Annotated in this window: 17 protein-coding genes; 10 read left to right on the forward strand and 7 right to left on the reverse strand. The window is 69.4% G+C overall.

Annotated features, from left to right (window positions below; genetic code table 11):
- The first annotated feature begins 143 nt into the window (after nucleotides 1-143).
- Both M8859_RS06835 and M8859_RS06840 read left to right on the forward strand, forming a co-directional pair.
- Nucleotides 144-1028, forward strand: a complete 885-nt coding sequence (locus tag M8859_RS06835) for a PAC2 family protein (protein WP_062972754.1) — start codon at nucleotides 144-146, stop codon at nucleotides 1026-1028.
- A gap of 110 nt (nucleotides 1029-1138) precedes the next feature.
- Nucleotides 1139-3739: an AMP-binding protein gene (locus tag M8859_RS06840; protein ID WP_159925532.1), complete on the forward strand. Its 2601-nt coding sequence runs from the start codon at nucleotides 1139-1141 to the stop codon at nucleotides 3737-3739.
- Here M8859_RS06840 and M8859_RS06845 read toward each other — a convergent pair.
- Nucleotides 3641-3946, reverse strand: coding sequence for a hypothetical protein (locus M8859_RS06845; RefSeq protein ID WP_159925534.1), 306 nt, complete (start codon nucleotides 3944-3946; stop codon nucleotides 3641-3643). The genes M8859_RS06840 and M8859_RS06845 overlap by 99 nt on opposite strands.
- A gap of 331 nt (nucleotides 3947-4277) precedes the next feature.
- Here M8859_RS06845 and M8859_RS06850 point away from each other — a divergent pair, with 331 nt between their 5' ends.
- From M8859_RS06850 to M8859_RS06865, 4 genes are all read left to right on the forward strand, one after another.
- A complete protein-coding gene (locus M8859_RS06850) occupies nucleotides 4278-5417 on the forward strand; it encodes an XRE family transcriptional regulator (protein ID WP_159925590.1) in 1140 nt (379 codons plus the stop codon).
- Nucleotides 5418-5572: 155 nt separating this feature from the next.
- Nucleotides 5573-7108: a TIGR02677 family protein gene (locus M8859_RS06855; protein WP_308221169.1), complete on the forward strand. Its 1536-nt coding sequence runs from the start codon at nucleotides 5573-5575 to the stop codon at nucleotides 7106-7108.
- The gene (locus M8859_RS06860) at nucleotides 7108-8532 is read left to right on the forward strand and encodes a TIGR02678 family protein (RefSeq protein ID WP_159925538.1); all 1425 of its coding nucleotides are present in this window, start codon (nucleotides 7108-7110) and stop codon (nucleotides 8530-8532) included. Before M8859_RS06855 ends, M8859_RS06860 begins: the two co-directional genes overlap by 1 nt.
- Before the next feature lie 3 nt (nucleotides 8533-8535).
- Nucleotides 8536-12726: a TIGR02680 family protein gene (locus M8859_RS06865; protein ID WP_249643997.1), complete on the forward strand. Its 4191-nt coding sequence runs from the start codon at nucleotides 8536-8538 to the stop codon at nucleotides 12724-12726.
- A 45-nt stretch (nucleotides 12727-12771) separates the two neighbouring features.
- On the opposite strand, the gene M8859_RS06870 is transcribed toward M8859_RS06865, so the two are convergent.
- On the reverse strand, nucleotides 12772-13086 hold the full coding sequence (locus tag M8859_RS06870) for an ArsR/SmtB family transcription factor (protein ID WP_159930630.1): 315 nt from the start codon (nucleotides 13084-13086) through the stop codon (nucleotides 12772-12774).
- An 83-nt stretch (nucleotides 13087-13169) separates the two neighbouring features.
- Between M8859_RS06870 and M8859_RS06875 the strand changes: the two genes are divergently transcribed.
- Nucleotides 13170-13940 (forward strand): SDR family NAD(P)-dependent oxidoreductase, encoded by a 771-nt coding sequence (locus M8859_RS06875; RefSeq protein ID WP_249643998.1) that lies wholly within the window; start codon nucleotides 13170-13172, stop codon nucleotides 13938-13940.
- 24 nt (nucleotides 13941-13964) lie between these two features.
- Here the strand turns inward: M8859_RS06875 and M8859_RS06880 are convergent, their stop codons facing one another.
- From M8859_RS06880 to M8859_RS06890, 3 genes are all read right to left on the reverse strand, one after another.
- Entirely contained in the window at nucleotides 13965-14492 is a 528-nt protein-coding gene (locus M8859_RS06880; protein WP_223513861.1) for a M15 family metallopeptidase, read from the reverse strand.
- A 757-nt stretch (nucleotides 14493-15249) separates the two neighbouring features.
- Entirely contained in the window at nucleotides 15250-15708 is a 459-nt protein-coding gene (locus tag M8859_RS06885; protein WP_201295419.1) for a hypothetical protein, read from the reverse strand.
- A gap of 143 nt (nucleotides 15709-15851) precedes the next feature.
- A complete protein-coding gene (locus M8859_RS06890; RefSeq protein ID WP_249643999.1) occupies nucleotides 15852-17528 on the reverse strand; it encodes a fumarate hydratase in 1677 nt (558 codons plus the stop codon).
- Between the two features lie 275 nt (nucleotides 17529-17803).
- Here M8859_RS06890 and M8859_RS06895 point away from each other — a divergent pair, with 275 nt between their 5' ends.
- The gene (locus M8859_RS06895) at nucleotides 17804-18274 is read left to right on the forward strand and encodes a MarR family winged helix-turn-helix transcriptional regulator (RefSeq protein WP_159930628.1); all 471 of its coding nucleotides are present in this window, start codon (nucleotides 17804-17806) and stop codon (nucleotides 18272-18274) included.
- A 4-nt stretch (nucleotides 18275-18278) separates the two neighbouring features.
- On the opposite strand, the gene mftD is transcribed toward M8859_RS06895, so the two are convergent.
- Together mftD and mftE are read right to left on the reverse strand one after the other, a co-directional pair.
- Nucleotides 18279-19508, reverse strand: coding sequence for a pre-mycofactocin synthase MftD (gene mftD / locus M8859_RS06900; protein WP_249644000.1), 1230 nt, complete (start codon nucleotides 19506-19508; stop codon nucleotides 18279-18281).
- Nucleotides 19505-20209, reverse strand: coding sequence for a mycofactocin biosynthesis peptidyl-dipeptidase MftE (mftE, locus tag M8859_RS06905; RefSeq protein WP_249644001.1), 705 nt, complete (start codon nucleotides 20207-20209; stop codon nucleotides 19505-19507). Before mftE ends, mftD begins: the two co-directional genes overlap by 4 nt.
- A 65-nt stretch (nucleotides 20210-20274) precedes the next feature.
- Between mftE and mftR the strand changes: the two genes are divergently transcribed.
- Nucleotides 20275-20865: a mycofactocin system transcriptional regulator MftR gene (mftR, locus tag M8859_RS06910; RefSeq protein ID WP_159930625.1), complete on the forward strand. Its 591-nt coding sequence runs from the start codon at nucleotides 20275-20277 to the stop codon at nucleotides 20863-20865.
- 137 nt (nucleotides 20866-21002) lie between these two features.
- Nucleotides 21003-21908: an STAS domain-containing protein gene (locus M8859_RS06915; RefSeq protein WP_159930624.1), complete on the forward strand. Its 906-nt coding sequence runs from the start codon at nucleotides 21003-21005 to the stop codon at nucleotides 21906-21908.

Raw genomic sequence — 21908 nt, forward strand, 5'->3', positions numbered from 1 at the left:
CGGACGATCCGGCCCCCACATCGAGGCTCGGTGGCCTGGACCACATGTCCGGCGCCACACCGCCGTGGGCGCGGGCGGAAACACGCCACCCTCTCCGGCCGTCATACGACACGCCATATCGCCGCACACCGTAGGCTGACCGAGTGAACGCCAGTGAAACTCCCGATCCGGAACTGCCGACGTTGCGGGATCCGGTACTGGTCGCCGCCTTCGAGGGGTGGAACGACGCCGGTGACGCGGCCAGCGGCGCCGTCGAGCATCTGGAACTGATCTGGGACGCCGAACCGTTGGCCGAACTCGACTCCGAGGACTACTACGACTATCAGGTCAACCGGCCCACCGTGCGTCAGGTGGACGGTGTGACCAGGGAAATCCAGTGGCCGTCGACCATGCTGTCGGTCTGCTCGCCGCCCGGCAGCGACCGCGACGTGGTGCTGCTGCGCGGTATCGAACCGAATATGCGCTGGCGCAGCTTCTGCGGCGACCTGCTGGAGTTCATCGAGCAGCTCGGAGTGCAGACCGTGGTCATCCTCGGCGCGCTGCTCGCCGACACTCCGCACACCAGACCGGTGCCGGTCACCGGCTCGGCCTACAGCAAAGAGGCGGCCGAGCGGTTCAACCTGGAACAGACGCGCTACGAGGGGCCCACCGGGATCACCGGCGTACTGCAGGACCAGTGCGTGAAGGCGGGCGTCCCCGCGGTGTCGTTCTGGGCCGCCGTCCCGCATTATGTCTCCCAGCCGCCGAACCCGAAGGCGACCATCGCACTGCTGCACCGGGTCGAGGACGTGCTCGACATCGAGGTGCCGTTGGGTGAGCTGCCCAAGCAGGCCGAGGACTGGGAAATCGCGGTGAACGAGATGACCGTGGGTGACGAGGAGATCAGCGAGTACGTGCGCTCGCTGGAGGAGCGCGGCGACGCCGCCGTCGACGTGAACGAGGCGATGGCCAAGATCGATGGCGACGCCATCGCGGCCGAATTCGAGAAATACCTGCGCAGACGGGGTCCGGGCAGCTTCGGTCTCTGATCGGTTGCGCGGCGGGGCCTTCGCTTCCGCGACCGGACGCCGCCGAGTTCACCGGAAGTTCGCTGGGGGCACCTTCGGACCGGGAAACGACCGCCTCCTACACTTCGCCGGTGACCGTGCATCCGATCGTCGAGCGTCTGCGCGGCTTCGACGACCGAATCGCCGTCCATTGCCCCGGCTTCGCGGGCGTGGACGGCGCCGCCCGGGCGCGCTCCGCGCGGCAGGTGACCTACGCACGGCTTGCCACGCTCGTCGAGAACTACGCGACCGAGCTGGGGCCGGCCCGTCGCCTCGTCGCGCTCGCCGCGCGCAATGACCTCGCCTCGCTCGTCGCTTATCTCGGCGCGCTCAGCGCCGGGTGCGTCGTGTTGCTGGCCGAGAAGATCACTGCGGAATTGCGGGACACCTACGACCCAGACGTCCTCGTCGAAGCGGGCCGCACCCGCGTGGTCCGGGAGAACTCGGCGCATCGCCTGCATCCGGATCTGGCGCTGCTGCTGAGCACGTCGGGATCCACCGGGTCGCCGAAGCTGGTGCGGCTCTCGACGACGAACCTGCGCTCCAACGCCGCGGCCATCGCCGAGTACTTGGCCATCGGCCCGGACGACCGCGCGGCCACCACCTTGCCGATGTTCTACTGCTACGGGCTGTCGGTGGTGCACAGCCACCTATGGCGCGGGGCGAGCCTCCTACTCACCGACCGGTCGGTACTGGACGAGGAATTCTGGCGCGAATTCCGGGATTGCCGCGCAACGTCTTTCGCCGCGGTGCCCTACACCATCGATCTGCTCGACCGGATCGGTTTCGCCGATATGACGCTGCCGCACCTGCGTTACGTCACCCAGGCGGGCGGCAGGCTCGCGCCCGAGCGCGTGCGCGCATACGCCGAACTCGGCCGCGAACGCGGCTGGGACTTCGTGGTCATGTACGGCCAGACCGAGGCCACCGCCCGGATGGCCTATCTGCCCGCGCATCTGGCCGACGCCCACCCCGACTGTATCGGGATACCGATCCCCGGCGGCGAATTCACCCTCGAACCGGTCGAGGAAGCCGATGACGATGACGGTGACGACGCGCCCCGCGAGCTGGTCTATCACGGGCCCAACGTGATGATGGGGTACGCGACGTCCGCCGACGGCCTGGCACTCGGTCACACGATCGAGGCTCTGCGCACCGGCGATCTGGCCCGGCGTACGCCCGAGGGCCTCTATCAGGTGGTCGGCAGACGCAGCCGATTCGCGAAGATCTTCGGATTGCGCATCGATCTGGAACGTCTGGAATCCCGCCTGGCCGAGGCCGGCTGCACCGCGTGCTGCGCCGCAGACGACACCCACCTGGTCGTCGCGGTGGAGACCTCGCGGTCCGATCCGACCGAGCTGGCCGCGCGACTGTCCGGCCTGCCCGCCGCGGCGGTCCGGAGCTGCCAGGTCGAGCGGATGCCACGGCTGCCCAACGGCAAACCCGACTATCCGGCCATCCACCGGTTGGCCGGTAGCGCGCCGCAGGTGCGTGACATCCGCGCCCTGTTCGCCTCCGCCCTCGGCATCGACCCCGCGCGCATCCACGCGCACAGCACGTTCGTCGATCTCGGTGGGAACTCACTCACCTACGTGACCACCGCGGCACGGCTGGAGCGCGCACTCGGGCGCCTGCCCACCGACTGGCCGAATACGCCCGTGGCGGAGCTGGAGCGGACCCCCGGGAGTCCGGGGGGCGTCGGGCGGACGCTCGACACCGCGACGCTGCTACGCGCTGTCGGCATCGTGCTCATCATCGGCTCGCACGCCGGAGTGTTCGTGCTGTGGGGCGCGGCGCACGTGCTGCTCGGCGTGGCGGGCTTCAACTTCGGGCGGTTCGCCGTGACCACGGCGCCGCCGGCCGAGCGTTTGCGCCACACCCTGCGTACCGTGGGCTCCATAGCGGCGCCGACGGCGCTCTGGGTGGCGGTGACATTGACGTTCACCGACTACTACGGCTGGCAAAATGTCCTGTTGCTGAACAAGATTCTCGGCCCGCACGACAGCGCCACCGCCGGGCACCTGTGGTTTCTCGAGGTGCTCGTGTACTTCATGCTGGCCGCCGCGCTGCTGATCCGGGTTCCCTCGGTGGACCGGTGGCAACGCGCCGAGCCGTTCTGGTTCGCGATGGCGCTGGTCGCGCTGAGCCTCGTCTTCCGATACCAGGCGTTCGGTCTGTATTCGGCGAAGGACATTCCGTTCTCTCCGCTTGCGGTGTGGCTGTTCGCGCTCGGCTGGGCGGCGGCGAAGGCGACGTCGATGTGGCAGCGGATGACGGTCAGCGCCGTCGTACTGATCGCCGTACCTGGCTATTTCGGTGTCACCGATCGGGAACGATTGATCGTGGTGGGCCTTCTCGCACTGGTGTGGCTGTCCACGATCAGGGTTCCCGCCGCGGTCGCCGTCTGTGCTGCGGCGCTGGCCGACAGCTCGCTGTTCGCCTATCTGCTGCACTGGCAGGTGTACCCGCTGTTCGAACAGCACCGGCTCGCGGGGCTGTTCGCTTCCCTGGTAGCGGGCCTGGCCGTGACCGGGACGGCGACCGTGTTGCGACGCTGGGGGCCGGTGCGGTACCGGGCAATTCGGTCGCGGCGGTCAGCTCTCCACGGTCCATACCCGCGCCGCCGCCTCCTGAGCCAGTTTCGCGATCAGGATGTCGCGCGGAATCGTCTGACCGGCAAAGTGATCGAGTGACGGAACCACCACGTGATGCGCGTCGGCGCGCTTGAGTTCCGCCGTGAGTTCGGCGAAAGCCGTCCCGTCACCTCCGGTCGATTCATGGAACGTTGCGGCGAAGCACAGCCCTTCCTCGCGGGCGAGGCTGCTCATCGCGGCCTCGAGCTCCTTGCCATGGCCATCGGCCAGATCGTCACGCAAGTATCCATAGATCAACGCTTCCACCCGAACCTCCGTTGGATTGGGATCGCTGTTCTCTTATGTGGATCCACCCGTTTTACGGGGTATTTGCGCTTCATGCAAGAGCAGATGTACTTGCAGTTGCTCTTACACGAGGGCCTGGCAAACTTTCGGCGCCATGTCCAGCATGCACAGCATCGCCGAGCGAATGTAGCTGTCAACACACGGACATCCCTCTGCCCTATTGGGGCCACCGAGCGTTAACTGGTGCGATACTACAGATGTGGCCGCTACCGACGATCGACCCGTCTGGGCAGTCCGAATGCGTTCCGAGCGTGACGCGAGGGGGTGGTCGCAAGCCGACGCTGTTCGCGTGATGCGAGGAAAGTCTTCGCACAATCTGCCGACCGACAGTACTCTCCTACGCAACTGGCGCCGTTGGGAATCGGGCGAATCGCGCCCCGACGACTTCTACGCGCCCATCATCGCCGCCACCTTCGACACGGTGACCGCGGCGTTCTTCCCCAAAGCCAGGCCCAACCGCGACGACGAATTGCTCTCGGCGACGGGCATGGACACCCTCGAGTTCATCGGACGACTGCGCATGTCCGATGTGTCCTCGGTGACGCTGGAGGCAATCCGGATCACCGCGGAACGCCTGTGCTGCGAATACTCCTACGCCGACCCGCACGACCTGCACGCCGAGGGCACCGCGTGGCTGCGCAGGATCACCTCGTTGCTGGACGGTCGCCTGACCCTGGCGCAGCACCGCGAAATCCTCGTTCTCGCCGGATGGGTCGCGCTGCTGGTCGGCTGCGTCGACTACGACCTGGGCCGGCGCACCGCCGCCGAGGCGACCCGCCGCGCCGCCCAATCGCTGGGCCAGGAGGCGGAGAACATCGAGATCTCCGCGTGGGCAGCGGAAATGACCGCGTGGTTCGCGCTCACCGAGGGTAACTACCGCGGCGTCATCGAGGCCGTGCAGCCGACGCTGGAAGTAAGCCAGAACCTGCGCGTCGGCGTCCAGCTGGCTGCCCAGCGCGCCAAAGCCTGGGCCAGGCTGGGTAACCCGCGCGAGGTGGATGCCGCACTCGACGACGGTCGAGCTATCTTGGAGCGACTCGACCATCCGGCCAATTTGGACAACCATTTCGTCATCGACGCGAACAAGTTCGACTTCTACGCGATGGACTGCTGCCGGGTGGCGGGCGAGGATCGGCTCGCCGAGACCTACGCGCGCGAGGTGATCCGCCACGCCACCCGCCCCGACGGCACGCTGCGCCACCCGATGCGGGTCGCCGAGGCACACCTGACCCTTGCCGTGGTCGCGGTGCGCAACCGTGACCTGGAACTGGCGGTGGCCGAGGGCACACGCGCGTTCGCGGGAAGCAGGCGCTCGCTGCCGTCGCTGCTGTGGATCGCGGGTGAAGTCGCGCGCGAGCTCATCGAGTGCTACCCCGGTGACCCGCGCACCCGCGCGTACCTGGACCAGTTGCGTTCGTTGTCCGCCGAGTGAGCCGACCTGCGGCGCGGCGCCGGCGAACGATGACGAACCGGACGCGGCCACGCCCGACCCCGGAACGTCGCGCAGGCGGCGACCGGCCCGCTACTACCCTGTTCCCGGTGACCGACTCCGATGACGGCCGTGCCGACCCGCGCTGGGACGACCGGCTGCGGCTGTTCTCCTTCGCCACCGCCGAACGGCGCGCCGATTACCTCTGGGTACTGCGCGCGTTCGACAGTGCGCGGGCGGCGTACGTGGTGTTGCTGCACGCGGACGACGTCGCGGAGTGGATCGAACGCGACAGGAACACACCGCGCAGCCTCGATCCGGACACCGCGAACCAACCGGCCACGGCGCCACGGCTGTCCGCCGCCGAGGCCGGCCCGCTGCTCGACCAGCTCCATCAATGGGGCGTGCTGGAACGCAGTTACGACGGAACCCGCGCCGCGACGCTGGCCGAATACCGCAACCGGCACTACGTCTACCAGTTCTCCCAGGCGGGATTCCAGGCATACCGGGCGGTCGCCGGTGTGCTCAGCGCCCGCCTCGACGAAGCCTCGTTGTCGCGCCTGGTCCTGCCCGAGTTGCTGGCCGATCTGCACACCCTGGCCGAGGCCAACCGGGCGGGCGACGCCGAACGTGTCTACCGCACCCTGCGCCGCCTCGATACCGCGCTGTCCGACCTCGCCGCCCGCGCCGCGCACTTCTACCTGGGACTCGGCGACCTGGTCCGCACCACCGAGATCACCCCGGAATCGTTTCTAGCGCACAAGGACGCGCTGCTGGCGCACATGCGGGAGTTCAGCCTCGATCTGGCCAGGTTCACCCCCCGGCTGGCGGCGGCGATCGCCGAGATCGAGGAGACCGGAGTCGAGGACCTGATCGTGCGGGCGGCGCGCTGCGACGAACGGGTGCTGCTGAGTATCGATGAACGTCAGGCGGATTGGCAGGCCAGGTGGGACGGGCTGCGGATCTGGTTCGTCGCGTCCGGAGGCGCGGAGCCGGAGGCGACGACGGAAGCCGAGCGGCTGCGCGAGGCCACCATGAGCGCCATCGCCGCGGTGCTGTCGCTGCTGCGGCGGGTCACCGAGACGCGGCGCGGCGGAGTCAGCCGCGAGTCGGCCCTGCGGCATCTGGCCGGCTGGTTCACCGCGGCGCCGACGGTGGAGGGCGCCCACGCGCTGTTCGACGCGGTGTTCGGACTGGGCAAGCCGCGGCACCTGGCGATGGAGCATCCGGACGCCGACGTGATTCCGGCGATCCGATCCTGGTGGGACGCACCGCCGTTGGAGATCTCGCGCACGCTCGCCGAGACCGGGCGCCCACCCTCTGCGGGTGCGCCCGCGCGCATCCACCGCAACGACGCGGGCATCCGGCGCCTGCGGGAGGCACAGCTGGACGCGCAGCGGGCCCGCGCCGAGGCCGCGAGATCGCTGGCCTCCGGCGACGTGCACGACCGGGTCCTGGACGAACGGGAAACCGAAGTGCTGCTGCGGCTGCTGGACGCCGCGTCCACCGCCTGGGTTCCGGTGCGCGGCCGGGTGGCGGGCACCACCGGCTCCGACAGCGGCGTCACCCTGACGGTGTCCGAGCACGAAGGTCCGACCGTCGTGCGCACCGCCCGTGGGCTGCTGCATCTGAACAACAGGGCGCTGAAGATAGAGCAGACGACCCGGACCCGGCCGCTCGGGGGGCGCGGCTGATGCACGGACGCACGATCGATGCGCTGGCGCTGGACAATTATCAGCGCGCCGCCCGAGTCATCCTGGCCAATCACTTGGTGACCCGCACCTACCCGGACCGGATCGCGCTGCCGCTGATCCGCCGCTGGGCCACCGAACTCCGCGAAGATCTCGCCGAATTGTTCGGTTACCGGCTGGAAGTCACCGAGACCACCGCACGGGTGTTCCCGGTCTCCGACCGCCTCGACGCGGGCAGGCCCGCGCGTACACCCGGCGAGCGCGTCTTCGACCGCCGCCGCTACGCCTACCTCGCCTTGGCGCTCGCCGCGCTGGGGCGCGCCGGGGATCAGATCACACTGTCCGAGCTAGCCGATCAGGTCGCCGCCTACGCAGGCCGGGTGGACGGCCTCGAGCTCGCCACCGACCGGGCCGCCGACCGCGACGCGTTCGTCGACGCGGTGGCCTGGCTGACCGTGCGCGGCGCGCTCACCTTGGCCGACGGCGACGCGGGCGGCTGGGCCAGCGATCCGGAGGCCGGTGAGGCGCTCTACGATATCGACCGGCCGGTGGTCTTCGCCCTGTTCCGGCCGCCGCGGGCGCTGCAACATCTGCACAGCGTTCGCGGGCTGCTCGCCGACGAGCCCACGGCCGCCGGCGGTTCCGCGCACCCGGCGACCATCGCCGAGACCGCGCGCCGGGTGCGCAGGGCGCTGGTCGAGCAGCCGGTGGTGTATGCCGAGGACCTCGCGCCCGAAGAGCGCCCCGTGCTCGTCCAGGACCGTGTCGTCGCGGATGTCGAGCTGTTCACCGGGCTGCGCGCCGAGCGCCGAGCCGAGGGCGTCGCACTGATCGACACTTCGGGGCGACTGTCGGACGTCCGCTTCCCGGGGACCGGCACGCTCGCGCAGGTCGCTCTGCTGCTGGCGGGCGAGATCGCCGACCGGGTGCTGGATATCGACAACCCGCTGCCGCGGCTGCGCCCCACCCAGGACCCCAGCGCGGCCCTGGCCGACCAGCTCGACCGAGCCATCCCCGAATCCACCGTGTTCGCCCCGCTGGCGGAACTGCGTGCGGTGGATTCGCCCGCTGACGAGACGGATCCGCTGGACGACACCCACGAACAGCGGGACCGGCCGGCTCCGCCCGCCTATCCGCTCATCGACCGGGACTGGCTGCGCGAGACCGTGCGGGCGCTGGCCGACCGCTACGGCGCGACCTTCGCCGCGCAGTGGCAGGCCGACGTTCCGCGCCTGACCACCGAGGTGGTGGCCCTGCTCGAGCGGCTGCGGCTGGTGCGGGTGGTCGACGAGGGGCTGCTCGTGCTGCCCGCGCTGGCCCGCTACCGTGGCGCGGTGGTCACGGTCCGCGCCAAGCGGGCCGCGGAACTGTTCGTCACCGCGGCCGACACCTACGGACCCGACGGCACCGGCACGGAAGGGAACTGACGTATGTCGCTCATTCACGGCGGAGTGCGGTTCACCCCGACCCGCGCCGGGATCGTCAACCTGTGGGACTACCGTGACCAGGAGTTCTGCTTCGCCGACGGCAGATTGGTGCTGCGCGGGCCGAACGGGTCGGGCAAGACCAAAGCGCTGGAGGTGCTGTTCCCTTTCGTCCTGGACGGACGAATCGAGCCGCGCAGGCTCAACCCGTTCGCCGGCGAGGAACGCACGATGAAGTCGAACCTGCTCTACCGCAAGCAGGACTCGGCCTACTCCTATGTGTGGATGGAGTTCGCACGGGGTCGCTGGGAGGATCCCGAGGCGGTCACCGTCGGCATCGGCATGCGCGCCACCCGTTCCTCGGACAAGGTGACCCGCTGGTACTTCGTCGCCGACGGCCGGGTCGGGGTGGACTTCTCCCTCATCGGCCGGGACGATCGTCCGTTCACCCGCAAACAGCTCGCCGAGCAGATCGGCACCGATTCGATCGTCGACCGGCCGGTGGACTACCGCAACGCCATCGACGCGCGGATGTTCGGTCTCGGCGCACAACGCTACGACCAGTTGATCAACCTGATTCTCACGCTCCGCAGACCGCAGCTGGCCAAGAACCTGGACCCGCGCGGCCTGTCCCAGGCGCTCACCGACGGTCTGCGCCCGCTCGACGAGCAACTGATCCTCGACGCCGCCCGGTCGTTCAGCGATATGGAGGAAGTCGGCCGCACCCTGGAGGGTTTGGTGCACGCCGACACCGCGACGAGGGCGTTCGTCGAGGTGTACCGCAGATATCTCGCGGTGCAGGCGAAGACGGACGTCGACCAGGTGCGTGCGCGGCTCGACGCGGTGACCCACGCGAGCACCGCGCTGTTCGCCGCCACGGCTCTGCGCGAGCGCAGGGACGGCGAGCGCGCCGCCGCGGAGACCAGGGCGGAGGATGCCGACCGCGCCTACGAACAGGCCTTGGCCGATCGGGAGAATCTTCAGCGTTCCAGCGCCTATGAGGGCAAACAGCAACTCGAGGATCTGGCCGACGCGGTGCGGCGACTGGAGACCTCGGCGGGCGTGCACGCCGACAAAGCGCTCAAGGCGCGCCAGACTCTGGACCAGCGGACCCAGGAGGCCGAGCGCGCCCGCACCGCGGTGCGTACCGCCGCCGCCGCGCTGGCCCGCGGCGAGCAAGAGCTGCGCGACGCGGCCGAACAGGCGGGGATCGCGTGGACGCCGCTGCCGGAGTCGACGCGAACCGAGCAGCTCACCGCCACGGTGCGCGGGCACGCCGAGGAGCGTGACGCCGACGTGCGCGCCGTGCGCAAGGCGGTGGGAGCGGTGGACACCGCCGCCGCCGAACGCACCAGGGCCGAGCGGCTCGCCGAGCGCGCCAGGGAACTGCGCGACGCGGCCGCGGCGGAGGTCGCGCATGCCGAGGCGGCGGTCAGCTTGTCCCGCTCCGAGGCGGCGGCCGCGTTGCGGGCCTGGTGGGACGAACACCGCGAGGCCTACGCCCCGGTGCGCGCCGGTCTGTTCGAGGCGCTGAACTCGGCTCTGGCCGAGGCCGGTTCGGACGCGCCCACCGTCGCGGAGGTGCTGACCGAGCGCGCGGAACCCTTGCTCGAACAGATCCGGTCCCGCCGCCAAGAGGCGCGCGCCCACGCGGCCACGGCGACGGCGCGCATCGGTGAGCTGGTCGCCGAACGTGATCGGGTCACAGCCCAGCGCGACGACGCGCCACCGGCATTCGCCGGGCGCCGCGGCCGGACCGGCGATCGGCCCGGCGCCGCACTGTGGCGACTGGTCCGTTTCGCCGACGGCGTGCCGCCCGAGACCGCGGCAGGCATCGAGGCCGCGCTGCAGGCGGCGAATCTGCTCGACGGCTGGGTGTGCCCGGGCGGCGAGCTGCCGCCGGACTACGAATCCGATCAGTTCCTGGCGCCGTTGCCCCCGCCGGACCGCCCGAGCGGTCGCACACTCGCCGACGTGCTCGTCGTGGAGGACGATTCGGACTGCTCGATCGTGCCCCGGCAGGTCGTGGCCGACGTGCTGGCCTCCATCGCGCTGCACGAGGGCGCGGGCGAGCCGGGCGGCACGGTGGCGATCGGAGCGGACGGCGCGTTCCGGCAAGGCGTGCAGATCGGCAGGCACCGCAAGCCGGACGCCGAGTTCATCGGCACCACCGCGCGAGCCAAGCGCCGCGAGATCCGCTCGGCCGAGCTGACCGCCGCCGCGGCCGCCGCCGAGGAGGACCTGCGCGCCGCCGAGCAACAGGAGGCCGAAGCCACCGCCGACCTCGCGCGAATCTCCGCAGCCGTCAAGGCCCTTCCGCGTCCGACCGCGGTGACCACCGCCTTGCGGGCGGTGTCGGAGGCCGCGGGCGTGATGCGGTCGCGTGCGGAAGCCGCCGCCCACGCCGAGCGGGATCTCGACCAGGCGGTCGCGCAGGTGTCGGCCGCGGAGAAGAAGTTGCGGGCCGCCGCCACCGCCCACGCCACACCGCGCACCGCTGCCGAGATCGACGCCCTCGCCGCCGCCGTGCGGCACTTCGAGAACATCGGCACGGGACTGCTGCGGCTGCGAGGCGATCACGAGCGGGAACGCGAGCGCGAACGCGAAGCCGAGGACCGATTGACCGAGGCCGCCGACTTGGCCGAGGCGTTCGCGGAAGAGGCCGAGGCCGCGCGATCGGGCTATCAGGAACAGGTGCGCAAGCTCGAGACCTTGCGTGAGGCGCTCGGCGCGGGCGCGGCCGACATCGATCGCGAATTGGAGCAGGCCCGACACCGGATCGAGGCGACCAAAGCCGAGCAGAAAGCCGCGCGCAAGGCCGCCAACGAGGCCATCGAGGCGGTCGGCGACGCCGAAGCCGCCTACCGCACCGCGCACGAGTCCCTCGCCACCGCGCTCACCGAGGTGCTCGCGGAGGTCAAAGCCCTTGCGCCGTACGCCCAACCGGATCTGCTCAGGCTGCTCGGCGCCCAGGCCGACGAGCGCTGGCCCAGCAGCGAGGCCGCGTGGTCTACACCTGAGCAACTGCTGTACCGGATCGCCGCGGCGGGACCGCAGGCGCTGCCGCGCGTTCTGCCCGACGAAGTCGCCGTGCTGTTCGACAGCCTCGCCGCCGCCACGGCGTCGGTGCGCGCGAGCGAGGCGACGCGCAAGTCCACGCGCACGGCGGTGACCGCGGCGCTGCAGGAATTCGACGCCGCGCTCGCCGGTTGCGGCCGTGACTACCGGCTGCAATGGGACGCCGCCGACGGCCTCACCGTCGTGCAAGTGCACGACGAGCACGGCGTCTCCGCGCTTGCCGACTTCGCCACCCGCATCGACGGCGCGCGCCGTGACCAGGAACTGCTACTCACCGATGCCGAACGGCGCATTCTGGAAGATGCTCTGCTGACCGGCCTGGCCCAGCAGATCCACGAACGCACGAGCGACGCCCGCGATCTCATCGCCAGGATGGGCGCGGAGATGAAGCAGCGGCGGATGTCCTCGGGCAACACCATCGGCGTGCACTGGGTGCTCGCCGACAGCCTGTCCGACGCGGCGCGGGCGACGTGCAAGCTGCTCGACCGGGATACCTCGGCGCTCACGCCGGAGGACCTGTCGGCCATCCGGGCGCACTTCGCGTCGGAGATCCGTGCGGCGCGGGCCGCGCATCCGGAACGGTCCTATCCCGAGATTCTCGCCGCGACCCTGGATTACCGCGCCTGGCGGGTGTTCTCGTTCACCTTGGTCTCCGCCGACGGCAGCGAGGACAAGCTCACCGTGGCCAGGCACAGCGCGCTGTCGGGCGGTGAGCAGTCGGTGTCGCTGCACCTGCCGCTGTTCGCCGCGGCGCACGTGATGCTCGATTCGGCCGACCCGCAGGCCCCCCGTCTGCTGGCGCTGGACGAGGCGTTCGCGGGCGTCGACGACAACGGCCGCAGCGAACTGCTCGGACTGAGTGTGCAATTCGATCTGGATCTGTTCATGACCGGCTACGACCTGTGGATCACCTATCCGCATGTCCCGGCGTGCGCGCACTACGACTTGGCGCACGCCGCGGCCGAGAACACCGTCAGCGCCACCCTGCTGGTGTGGGACAGCGGCGACCTGCTCGCCGAACACGACGGCGCTGATCTGACGACCGCGCTCGGATCCCCGGATCGGCGCCGGGTGCCCGACACGATCGAGGGCGGGCTCGAACTCACCTCGGTGACCTAGCCGTCCGGTACCGCCCCACAGCCGGGCACCGGGTCGTGCGCCGGATCAGTCCCCCGTGTCGCGGCGGGCGGCTTCGAGCAGGGAATCCAGGAGTCCGGGGAAGCGGGCGTCGAGGTCGTCACGACGTAACGACAGCAGCAATTCGCGCCCGGAGGGTCGCTGCCAGATGACTCCGGCGTCGCGGAGCACCCGCCAATGATGGGTGAGGTTCGACTTGGCCACGTCCGGCAAGACCGAGCCGCAGGTGTGCTCGCCGCCGTCGGCCAGTATCCGCACCACACGCAGCCGCAGCGGGTTGCCCAGGGCGGTGAGCACGTTCGTCAACTGAATCTGCGCTCGCTCGGGATGTGCCGCGATCACGCGGACCAGGTTAGCGCGACAGTTGACATACAGTCGAACTGTACGTAAGTATCCGTACAATTAGAGGGTTCTGGGAGGTTCTCGTGGGTACTGGCATCGACCGCTTCGACGGCAAGGTCGCACTGATCACCGGCGGGTCGAGCGGCATGGGTTTCGCCACCGCACGACGCCTGCTCGCGGAGGGCGCGCACGTCGTCATCACCGGACGCGACAAGCGCCGCCTCGACGCCGCGGCCGCGAAACTCGGCGACGCGGGCCGCGTCCTCGCGCTACCCGGCGACGTGGCCGACCTCGCAGACCTCGACACCCTCGTCGCAGCCGTGGCGCAGCGACACCGACGGCTGGATGTCGTCTTCGCGAACGCGGGCATCGCCGCGTTCCAGCCGACCGAAGCCATCACCGAAGCCGAGTTCGACCGGGTGGTGGACACCAACTTCAAGGGCGTCTTCTTCACCGTCCAGAAGACCTTGCCGCTCGTGGCGGACCGCGGGGCGATCGTCGTCAACGCCTCCTGGGCTCTGCACCGCGGCGTCCCCGGCGCCTCCCTGTACTCGGCGACCAAGGCGGCCGTGCACAACTTGGCCCGCAGCCTCGCCGCCGAATTGGCGCCACGAGGCATCCGGGTCAACTCCGTCAGCCCCGGCTACATCGCGACGCCGTCGTTCCGCGCGAACGTCTCCGCCGAAGCCCAGGCCGCGATCAGCGCCACGGTGGCGGCCGGGCGCGTGGGCACCGCCGAGGATGTGGCCGACGCCGTCGCGTTCCTCGCATCCGGCGAGGCGTCCTATGTCAACGGGCAGGACCTGCTCGTCGACGGCGGGCTGATCACCGCCATCCCCGACCCGATGGTGTAGCGGGCGCCGCACCCGCCGGTGAGGTCAGCGCGCGCTCGCGTCCGGCACCATCGGCGGGCAGTCCGTGCCCGGCACGGTGGCCAATTCGAAATGCCACCACTCGTTTTCGAACGTCCGGCACAGCCCCCACCGGTAGCCGTTCGCCTCGAGCCAGCGGGCGCCCTGCTGCGGACCGACATCGATCGCCTCGCCGGAGACGTGAGTGGACTCTTCCGGCGGCAGCACCCAGCGACGAGCACCGTCCGGCCCATAGGTCGCCACACCGTCCTCCCACAGCGCCTGCTGCTCGGCAGGCGTCCGGTACCCCGACGTGATGGACAGCGGCACCCCCTGCGCGTGCGCCTCACGTTCGGCGAGGGTGTACGCCAAGGCCAGCGCGGGCTCGAGCCCCTCGGTACCGGTCGCCGAGCCCACCGACTCCCGCTGATCGACGAATACGGCGGTATCGGCCCGCGCCGGACCCGCCAGTACACCGCTCGCGACCAGCGCAGGGAGGGCCACCATGGATAGTCCCGCCAGCATCCGACTCCGCTCACCATTCCCAAGCACCATGCGCCGATGCTATCGCCTGCGGTCTCCTATGCCGGATATGCCCCGATCAGGGCCTGCGGTGATCCCGCACCTTTGCGCAGTCCGCCCGGCGCCTGTGCACCAACCGCCGCCTCGACGGGAGTCGTCCGACTGCCCGCACTCCCCCGCGACGGGTCGAATATGCGGCCGTCGCCGCCCAGCTCATCGTCGGCGCCGACAGGTACCCCGCCCGGTCCTCAGCGGTGCGGCTGCGCGCTCCACAGAGTCACCCACACCGTGTGGACAACATTCAGCGAATTCCACAGAGAACTCCACAACTTGGGATAATGCAGATCTGATATGCCCGATATGTGCCCAATCGCCCTAGGGCAGCAAATATTTCGCCGACATGGAAACCCCGGTGTCCACAATCTATTCAAGTGTTGTGGATCACATCGACCGCACGAGGCTCCGGCACCCGAATTGCCCGAAGCCACGCGCCTTTCGGGCGATTTGCGGCCATTCGACATCGACGGGAGTAGGAGCGACGTCCGTTTCGGCCGGTATGTCATACCCCGCCGCACATCGCGATTCGCTTCTCGCGAAACACGATCCCGCGTGTATACCGCTGCGGCTCGCAGCATCGACCGAGAGCAACCAGCCGCGAACGCATTGCGGGCGGCTACCGGATCGACCCGGTAGCCGCCCGCAAGTCATGTGGATCATCCACAGATGTCGGGAATTTCACATTTGTTCCCCAGCTATGTGAAGAGTTGCCGCAACGGACAATTCGGCCCGATCACGCGCGGGGCGGATACTCCGGCGCGCCGGACCGAGCCAGGGTCGCGGCCACTCGCACTCCGACCCGGCGAACCGATTTCGCCGCTTGCCTATTGCGCGCGATCCGCTCCAGTATCTCGTCGCCGTGCGCTCGGGCATAGGCGAGTGCCACCCTGATCTTGCTCGTGCGCAGGTCCGAGTTCGCGCTCAGCGCGGCGATCCGGCGTTCCACCGGACCGTCCAGTTCACGCAGGCGCGCAACGACTTCCCAGACTTCCGGACCGGCCGTCAACGCGGCGCGGCGGTCGTCCAGCGGACCGCGGAAGACGATGCCGGGATGCTCGAGCTGATCGACGCCCTCGTGGATCAGCCGATCGAGCAGTGCGGTACAGCTGGTTCCCTCCCGGGCAGCGCGGTCGGCCAACCGGGCGGCGGCCGATTCGGTGATACACAACGCCGTCGGCAGTGGTCCGGACATGCTCATAGCTCTCCTCGACCTGCATCGGTGCCGGAAGAAACGAGGTACTTCGCTAAGCCTGCCCGCTGCGACGGCACCGCAGCCCCGGTGATCGGGGTGACATCGTCGTGTCCGCACCTGCCGCACGCAGGTCCGAGGACGGCTCAGACGCGCTCTTTGGAGCGGGTGCGCACGCGCAGCGCGATCGGCTTCTGCGTTTCGGCGAAGAAGTCGTTGCCCTTGTCGTCGACGACGATGAACGCGGGAAAATCTTCGACCTCGATCTTCCACACCGCTTCCATGCCCAGCTCGGGGTACTCCAGCACCTCGACCGACTTGATGCAGTCCAGCGCCAGCCGGGCGGCCGGTCCGCCGATGGAGCCGAGGTAGAAGCCGCCGTGCTCCTTGCACGCCTTGGTCACCTGCGCGGACCGATTGCCCTTGGCCAGCATGACGTACGAGCCGCCCGCGGCTTGGAACTGGTCGACGTAGGAGTCCATCCGGCCCGCCGTGGTCGGGCCGAAGGAACCGGAGGCGTAGCCTTCCGGCGTCTTGGCCGGGCCGGCGTAGTAGACGGCCATCTCGCGCAGGTAGTCCGGCATCGGCTCGCCCGCGTCGAGACGCTCCTTGATCTTGGCGTGCGCGATGTCGCGTGCGACGACCAGCGGACCGGTCAGCGAAAGCCGGGTCTTCACCGGATATTTGGACAATTCGGCGCGGATCTCGTCCATCTGACGGTTCAGGTCGATGCGCACCACGTCGCCACCGAGGATGGCGTCGGTCTGCTCGGGCAGGTATTGCGCGGGCTCGCGCTCGAGCTGTTCCAGGAACACGCCTTCGGCGGTGATCTTGGCCAGCGCCTGCCGGTCCGCCGAGCAGGACACCGCGATGGCGACCGGGCAGCTGGCGCCGTGCCGGGGCAGGCGCACGACCCGCACGTCGTGGCAGAAGTACTTGCCGCCGAACTGCGCGCCGATACCGAAGGACTGGGTCAGCTTGAAGACCTCCTCCTCCAGTTCCAGGTCGCGGAAAGCGTGCGCGGACAACGACCCCGCGGTGGGCAGGCTGTCCAGGTAGTGCGCGGAGGCGTATTTCGCGGTCTTCAACGCGAACTCGGCGCTGGTGCCACCGATGACGACCGCCAGGTGATACGGCGGGCAGGCCGCGGTGCCCAGCGAGCGGATCTTCTCGTCCAGGAACTCCAGCATCCGCGTGGGGTTCAGGATCGCCTTGGTCTCCTGGTACAGGAACGACTTGTTCGCCGACCCGCCGCCCTTGGCCATGAACAGGAACTTGTAGGCCGGGTCGGCCGGGTCACCCGCGGTGGAGTACAGCTCGACCTGCGCGGGCAGGTTGGAACCGGTGTTCTTCTCGTCCCACATGGTGATCGGGGCCAGCTGCGAGTAACGCAGGTTCAGCTTGGTGTAGGCGTCGAACACGCCGCGGCTGATCCACTCCGCGTCGTCGGCACCGGTGAGCACGCCCTCGGACTTCTTGCCCATGACGATCGCGGTACCGGTGTCCTGGCACATCGGCAGGATGCCGCCCGCGGAGATGTTGACGTTCTTCAGCAGATCGAGCGCGACGAAGCGATCGTTGCCACTCGACTCCGGGTCGTCGATGATCTTGCGCAACTGACCGAGATGCGCCGGACGCAGGAAGTGGCTGATGTCGTGCATCGCCGTTTCGGTGAGCAGCCGCAGCGCTTCCGGCTCGACCTGCAAGAACGTACGCCCATTGTGCTCGAAAGTGCTGACGCCCTCGGTGGTCAGCAACCGGTAAGGGGTGTCGTCCGCGCCGATCGGCAGCAGGTCTGAATAACGAAAGTCCGGCGCGGTCACCAGTCGCACTCCTTCGGGTGGGCCCGGACGCCACGAACGGCCGGGCTGGTCACGAGCACAGCGAGCGTAGCCACCACCGCGCACGCCCCTCCCGTTAGGCAACCCTATCTCGGACAGTTGGCCAATAAAGGTTGCACGTTCAACCCCGGTGATGCTACCTCTCGTCTGGTCAGAACGCGCCCGGGCATCCGAGTCCGGCCGCGCGCAGACTGTTCGCGCGCCGCGCTTCGCGGCGCGGGACGATCTTGGGACACGTCAGAGTTTGGAGCGTTATCGTGACCGATCCCCAGTGGCTGGATGACGTCGAGATGCGCGCCTGGTTGGGTTTCGTGCGCACCCGCGATCTCATCGCCGCGGCGGTCGGGCGGGATTCCACCAGGGAGTCCGACCTCACCTACGTCGAATACTCGGTCCTGGCCTATCTGGCCGAGGAGCCGGACCACCGGCTCACCTTCGCCGCGCTCGCGGCCAAGCTCGAATGGTCGCAGAGCAGGCTCTCCCATCAGATCACCCGGATGGAGAAACGCGAGTTGGTCGTCCGGGAGCCGATCCCCGAGGACGCCCGCCGCACCGCCGCGAAACTCACCCCGCGCGGCGCCGAGGTGCTGACCGGCGCCGCGCCCGCGCACGTGCAGAGCGTGCGCAGGCACATGATCGACATCCTCGACCGCCAGCAGCTGGCCGCGTTGGCCGACATCTACGACACCCTGCTCACCCACCACCGGAGAGCGGCGGCCGAGAACTGACAGCTCAGGCCGTGGCCGCCCTCGCCGCGTGATCCGCCGAAACGCTTGTCCCGGTGACGGTTCCGGTCACACCGAGGGCTCGCTCGAACCCGGGAGGCACCACCACGTCGGAGCGATCCAGATCGGTGACGCGCGTCTTGCGCAGACCCAGCAGCGCCGAATCGATGCCGCCGCGCAAGATGTCCAGCACGTTCTCCACACCGGCCTGCCCGTTCGCGGCCAGCCCCCACAAGTAGGCGCGCCCGATCAGCACCGCCCGCGCGCCCAGCGCCACGGCCTTCACCACGTCGCTGCCCCGCCGGATGCCACCGTCGAGCAGCACCTCGACCTGCGAGCCCACCGCGTCCGCCAGTACCGGCAGCGCCCGGATCGCGGCCGGGGTGCCGTCGAGATTGTTGCCGCCGTGGTTGGACACCGAGATCGCCGCCACACCCGCGTCGACCGCGCGCAGCGCGTCGTCGACTCGCATGACGCCCTTCAGCAGCACCGGCCCGTCCCACTGCTCGCAGATCCAGCGCACATCCGCCCAATCCGGCGCGGGCGTGCCCATCCATTCGCCGTAAGCGCCGAAGAAGCCCGGCGCCGCGGCGCCGCCGATGGCCATGTTCGGCGCGGTCAGATCCGGGATGCTGCCCGATCGCGCATAGGTGGCCAGCCACCGTGGACGGGCCAGGGTTTGCGGGGCGAACTTCAGCATCGTGCGCAGATCCAGCTTCTCCGGAATGACCGGGCTGCCCCAGTCCCGCCCGTGCGAGAACGACCAGTCCAGCGTCAGGATCAATCCGACCGCGCCCGCCTGCTTCGCCCGGCCCATCCGCTGCAGGATCTCGTCCTTGCCGCCGCACCAGTACAGCTGGAAGAACGTCGCCGGGTTGGCCGCGATCACCTCTTCGATCGGTTTGCTCGCGAACGAACTCAGGCCCATCGCGATACCCCGCGCGGCGGCCGCGCGGGCGACGGCGACCTCACCGTCCGGGTGCACCGCCTGCACACCCGTCGGCGAGATCAACACCGGCATCGAAAGCTGCTGTCCCAGTACGGTCGTCGACTGGTCGCGCGCGCCGATCGGCCCGGCCACGTGCGGCGCGAAGCCCAGTTCGGTGAACGCCTTCTGGTTGTCCTCGATGGTCTGGCCGCGCTCGGAGCCGGCGATCAACGCGCCGTACACCGATTTCGGCAGCCGCTTCTTCGCCCGCCGCTGCGCTTCGGCGACGGTCTCGAACCACGGATTCATATTCCGGTCCTTTCCGGGGAGTTCCGCTCCGGCCACCAGAGCCGGGTTCGGTCGAGCAGGTCGGCGCTCAGGTGATCGAGCAGGGCCGCGCCCTCGGCGGCGGTCGCGCCCGCAGGGTCACCGAGTACACCGTTGGGGCTGACCGCGCGCACCCCGCCCGCGCGCAGCAGCGGCAGCAGTTCGGCCAGTGGCCGGGTGTCCCCCGCCACGGCGCGGTCGCCACGCACACGCTCGGGCGCGAGAGCCAGTTGCAGCGCCGTCTCCGACCGCCCCGCGTGCGGGTCGCCGTCGAAGCGCGGCAGGTGGAGACGCACGTCACGGGACTCGGCGCGCAACAGATCCTTCGCCCGGCGCAGCGGTTCGATGTTGCCGCCGTGCCAGTTGACCAGCAGGATCCGGTCGAAGGTGTCGGTAGCCGAGCGGCACAGCTCGACCACCAGCAGTTCCAGGGCCGCCTGCCCGATCGACAACGTGCCGGGAAAGCCCGCGTGCTCACCGCTGGCGCCGTAGGCGATGGCCGGTCCGACCAGCACATCCGACCGTGCGGCGGCCAGCCGGGCACACAACGCCGCGGCCAGGTCGGTGTCGGTGGACAGCGGCAGATGCGGGCCGTGCTGCTCGGTCGCCCCGACCGGCACGGCCAGGATCGCACCCACCGTCGCGCGCGCGCCCGCCTCGGGCCAGGTGAGATCCGCCAACATGCCGCGAGATTATCGTCAGTCACTGACATAATCAAGCGTCCGTGGCGGCCGCGCACAATCAGACGATGCTGGAGAAAACGCGCGGCCGCCCACGAGGCACCACCAAACGCGAACTCGAACTGATCGCCATGCGGTTGTTCACCGAGCAGGGCTTCGACGAGACCACTGTCGAGCAGATCGCCGCCGCCGCGGGCATCAGCGGCCGCACCTTCTTCCGTTACTTTCCCACCAAAGCGGAGGTGCTCTGGTGGCAGTTCGACGACGAGGTCGCCGCACTGCGCGCCGCGTTCGCATCGGTCCCGGACGATGTTCCGATGATGGCCGCCGTGCGCCGGGTCGTGGTGAACGCCAATCAATATCGCGCCGAGGACGTGCCGGAACTGCGCACCCGCATGCAGCTGGTCGCCACCGTCCCCGCGCTGGCCGCCACCGCGGGCGCGCACTACGACGCCTGGGAGCGCGCGGTCAGCGCCTTCGCGGCGGGCCGGCTCGGCCGGCCGGAGGACGAGCTCATCCCCCTCGCCGTCGGCCGCACCACCCTGGCCGCGGCGCGCGCCGCGTTCGACGCCTGGCTGTCGCGCGCGGACGCGGACCTCACCGTGTATTTGGACGAGGCGCTGGCAGCGCTGGAACGCGGGTTCGCTACGGTGCCGTGAGTCGGCCGCACCCGAACATCAGGCGAACAACCGGCAGGTTTCGTCGGTGACGCGGGTGGGGTATGACTAGGCTCGGAATCGGCTAGCGCCGACCGCACGAAAATCCCGACAAACCGTCGAAAGGGGCAGGAGTTTTCATGTCCGAGGTGTCCATAAGCCTTTCGGCGGATTCCCTGGCCGCGGGACCGATCGACCAGTTGCTGCCGCAACTCGTCGAGCACCTGCGCCAGAACCGCACCGCGCTGCGTGAAGAGTGGGCCCGCCGCATCGCCGACGCCCAGCTATTGACCGCCATGACCCCGGAAGAGATCTTCTCCGAGGCGACCTCGATCTACGACGGATACGTCGACGTGCTCGAGACCGGTAGCGTCGAAGCGCTGCAGGCCTACGCGCGCGACCTGTCCGAACGCATCATCCCGAGAGGCGTCGAAACCGACGAGGTCATCGGCATCGTGCTGCTGTTGCGCGATGTGCTCGCGCGCAGCCTCTTCGAGAAGTATCAGTCGGACTTCGAACTGCTCAACAAGGTGCTCGACGCCTACGAACCGGCCGCCAACCGCATCGCCAACACCGTGACCGTCTCCTTCGTCCAGGAGCGCGAACGCGTCATCCGCCAGCAGCAGGAAGCCATCCGCGAGCTGTCCACGCCGGTGCTCCAGGTGCGTGAGCAGCTGCTGATCCTGCCGATCATCGGTGTGCTGGACAGCCAGCGCGCCCGCCAGCTCACCGAGCAGCTGCTGCGCGCCATCCGGGCCAACCGCGCGAAGGTCGTCGTCATCGACATCACCGGTGTGCCGGCGATCGACTCCACGGTGGCCAACCACCTCGTGCAGACCGTCGACGCGTCCGGGCTCATGGGCGCGAACGTGATTATCACCGGCTTGTCCTCGGAGATCGCGCTCACCCTGGTCACCATCGGATTGGATCTGTCGAAGATGAACGCGGTCGGCGACCTGCAAGGTGGTATCGAGGAAGCGGAACGGCTGTTGGGCTACGAGGTTTCCCGCGTCACCGAACGGGTTACCGAACGCGACGGCCGCTGA

The organism is Nocardia sputi (assembly GCF_023501985.1).

Coding starts and splice junctions, on each gene's coding strand:
- M8859_RS06850 (WP_159925590.1), top strand. CDS start 4,278: ATGCGAGGAAAGTCTTCGCACAATCTGCCGACCGACAGTACTCTCCTA.
- M8859_RS06860 (WP_159925538.1), top strand. CDS start 7,108: ATGCACGGACGCACGATCGATGCGCTGGCGCTGGACAATTATCAGCGC.
- M8859_RS06865 (WP_249643997.1), top strand. CDS start 8,536: ATGTCGCTCATTCACGGCGGAGTGCGGTTCACCCCGACCCGCGCCGGG.
- M8859_RS06880 (WP_223513861.1), bottom strand. CDS start 14,492: ATGGTGCTTGGGAATGGTGAGCGGAGTCGGATGCTGGCGGGACTATCC.
- M8859_RS06885 (WP_201295419.1), bottom strand. CDS start 15,708: ATGTCCGGACCACTGCCGACGGCGTTGTGTATCACCGAATCGGCCGCC.
- mftD (WP_249644000.1), bottom strand. CDS start 19,508: ATGAATCCGTGGTTCGAGACCGTCGCCGAAGCGCAGCGGCGGGCGAAG.
- mftE (WP_249644001.1), bottom strand. CDS start 20,209: ATGTTGGCGGATCTCACCTGGCCCGAGGCGGGCGCGCGCGCGACGGTG.
- mftR (WP_159930625.1), top strand. CDS start 20,275: ATGCTGGAGAAAACGCGCGGCCGCCCACGAGGCACCACCAAACGCGAA.
- M8859_RS06915 (WP_159930624.1), top strand. CDS start 21,003: ATGTCCGAGGTGTCCATAAGCCTTTCGGCGGATTCCCTGGCCGCGGGA.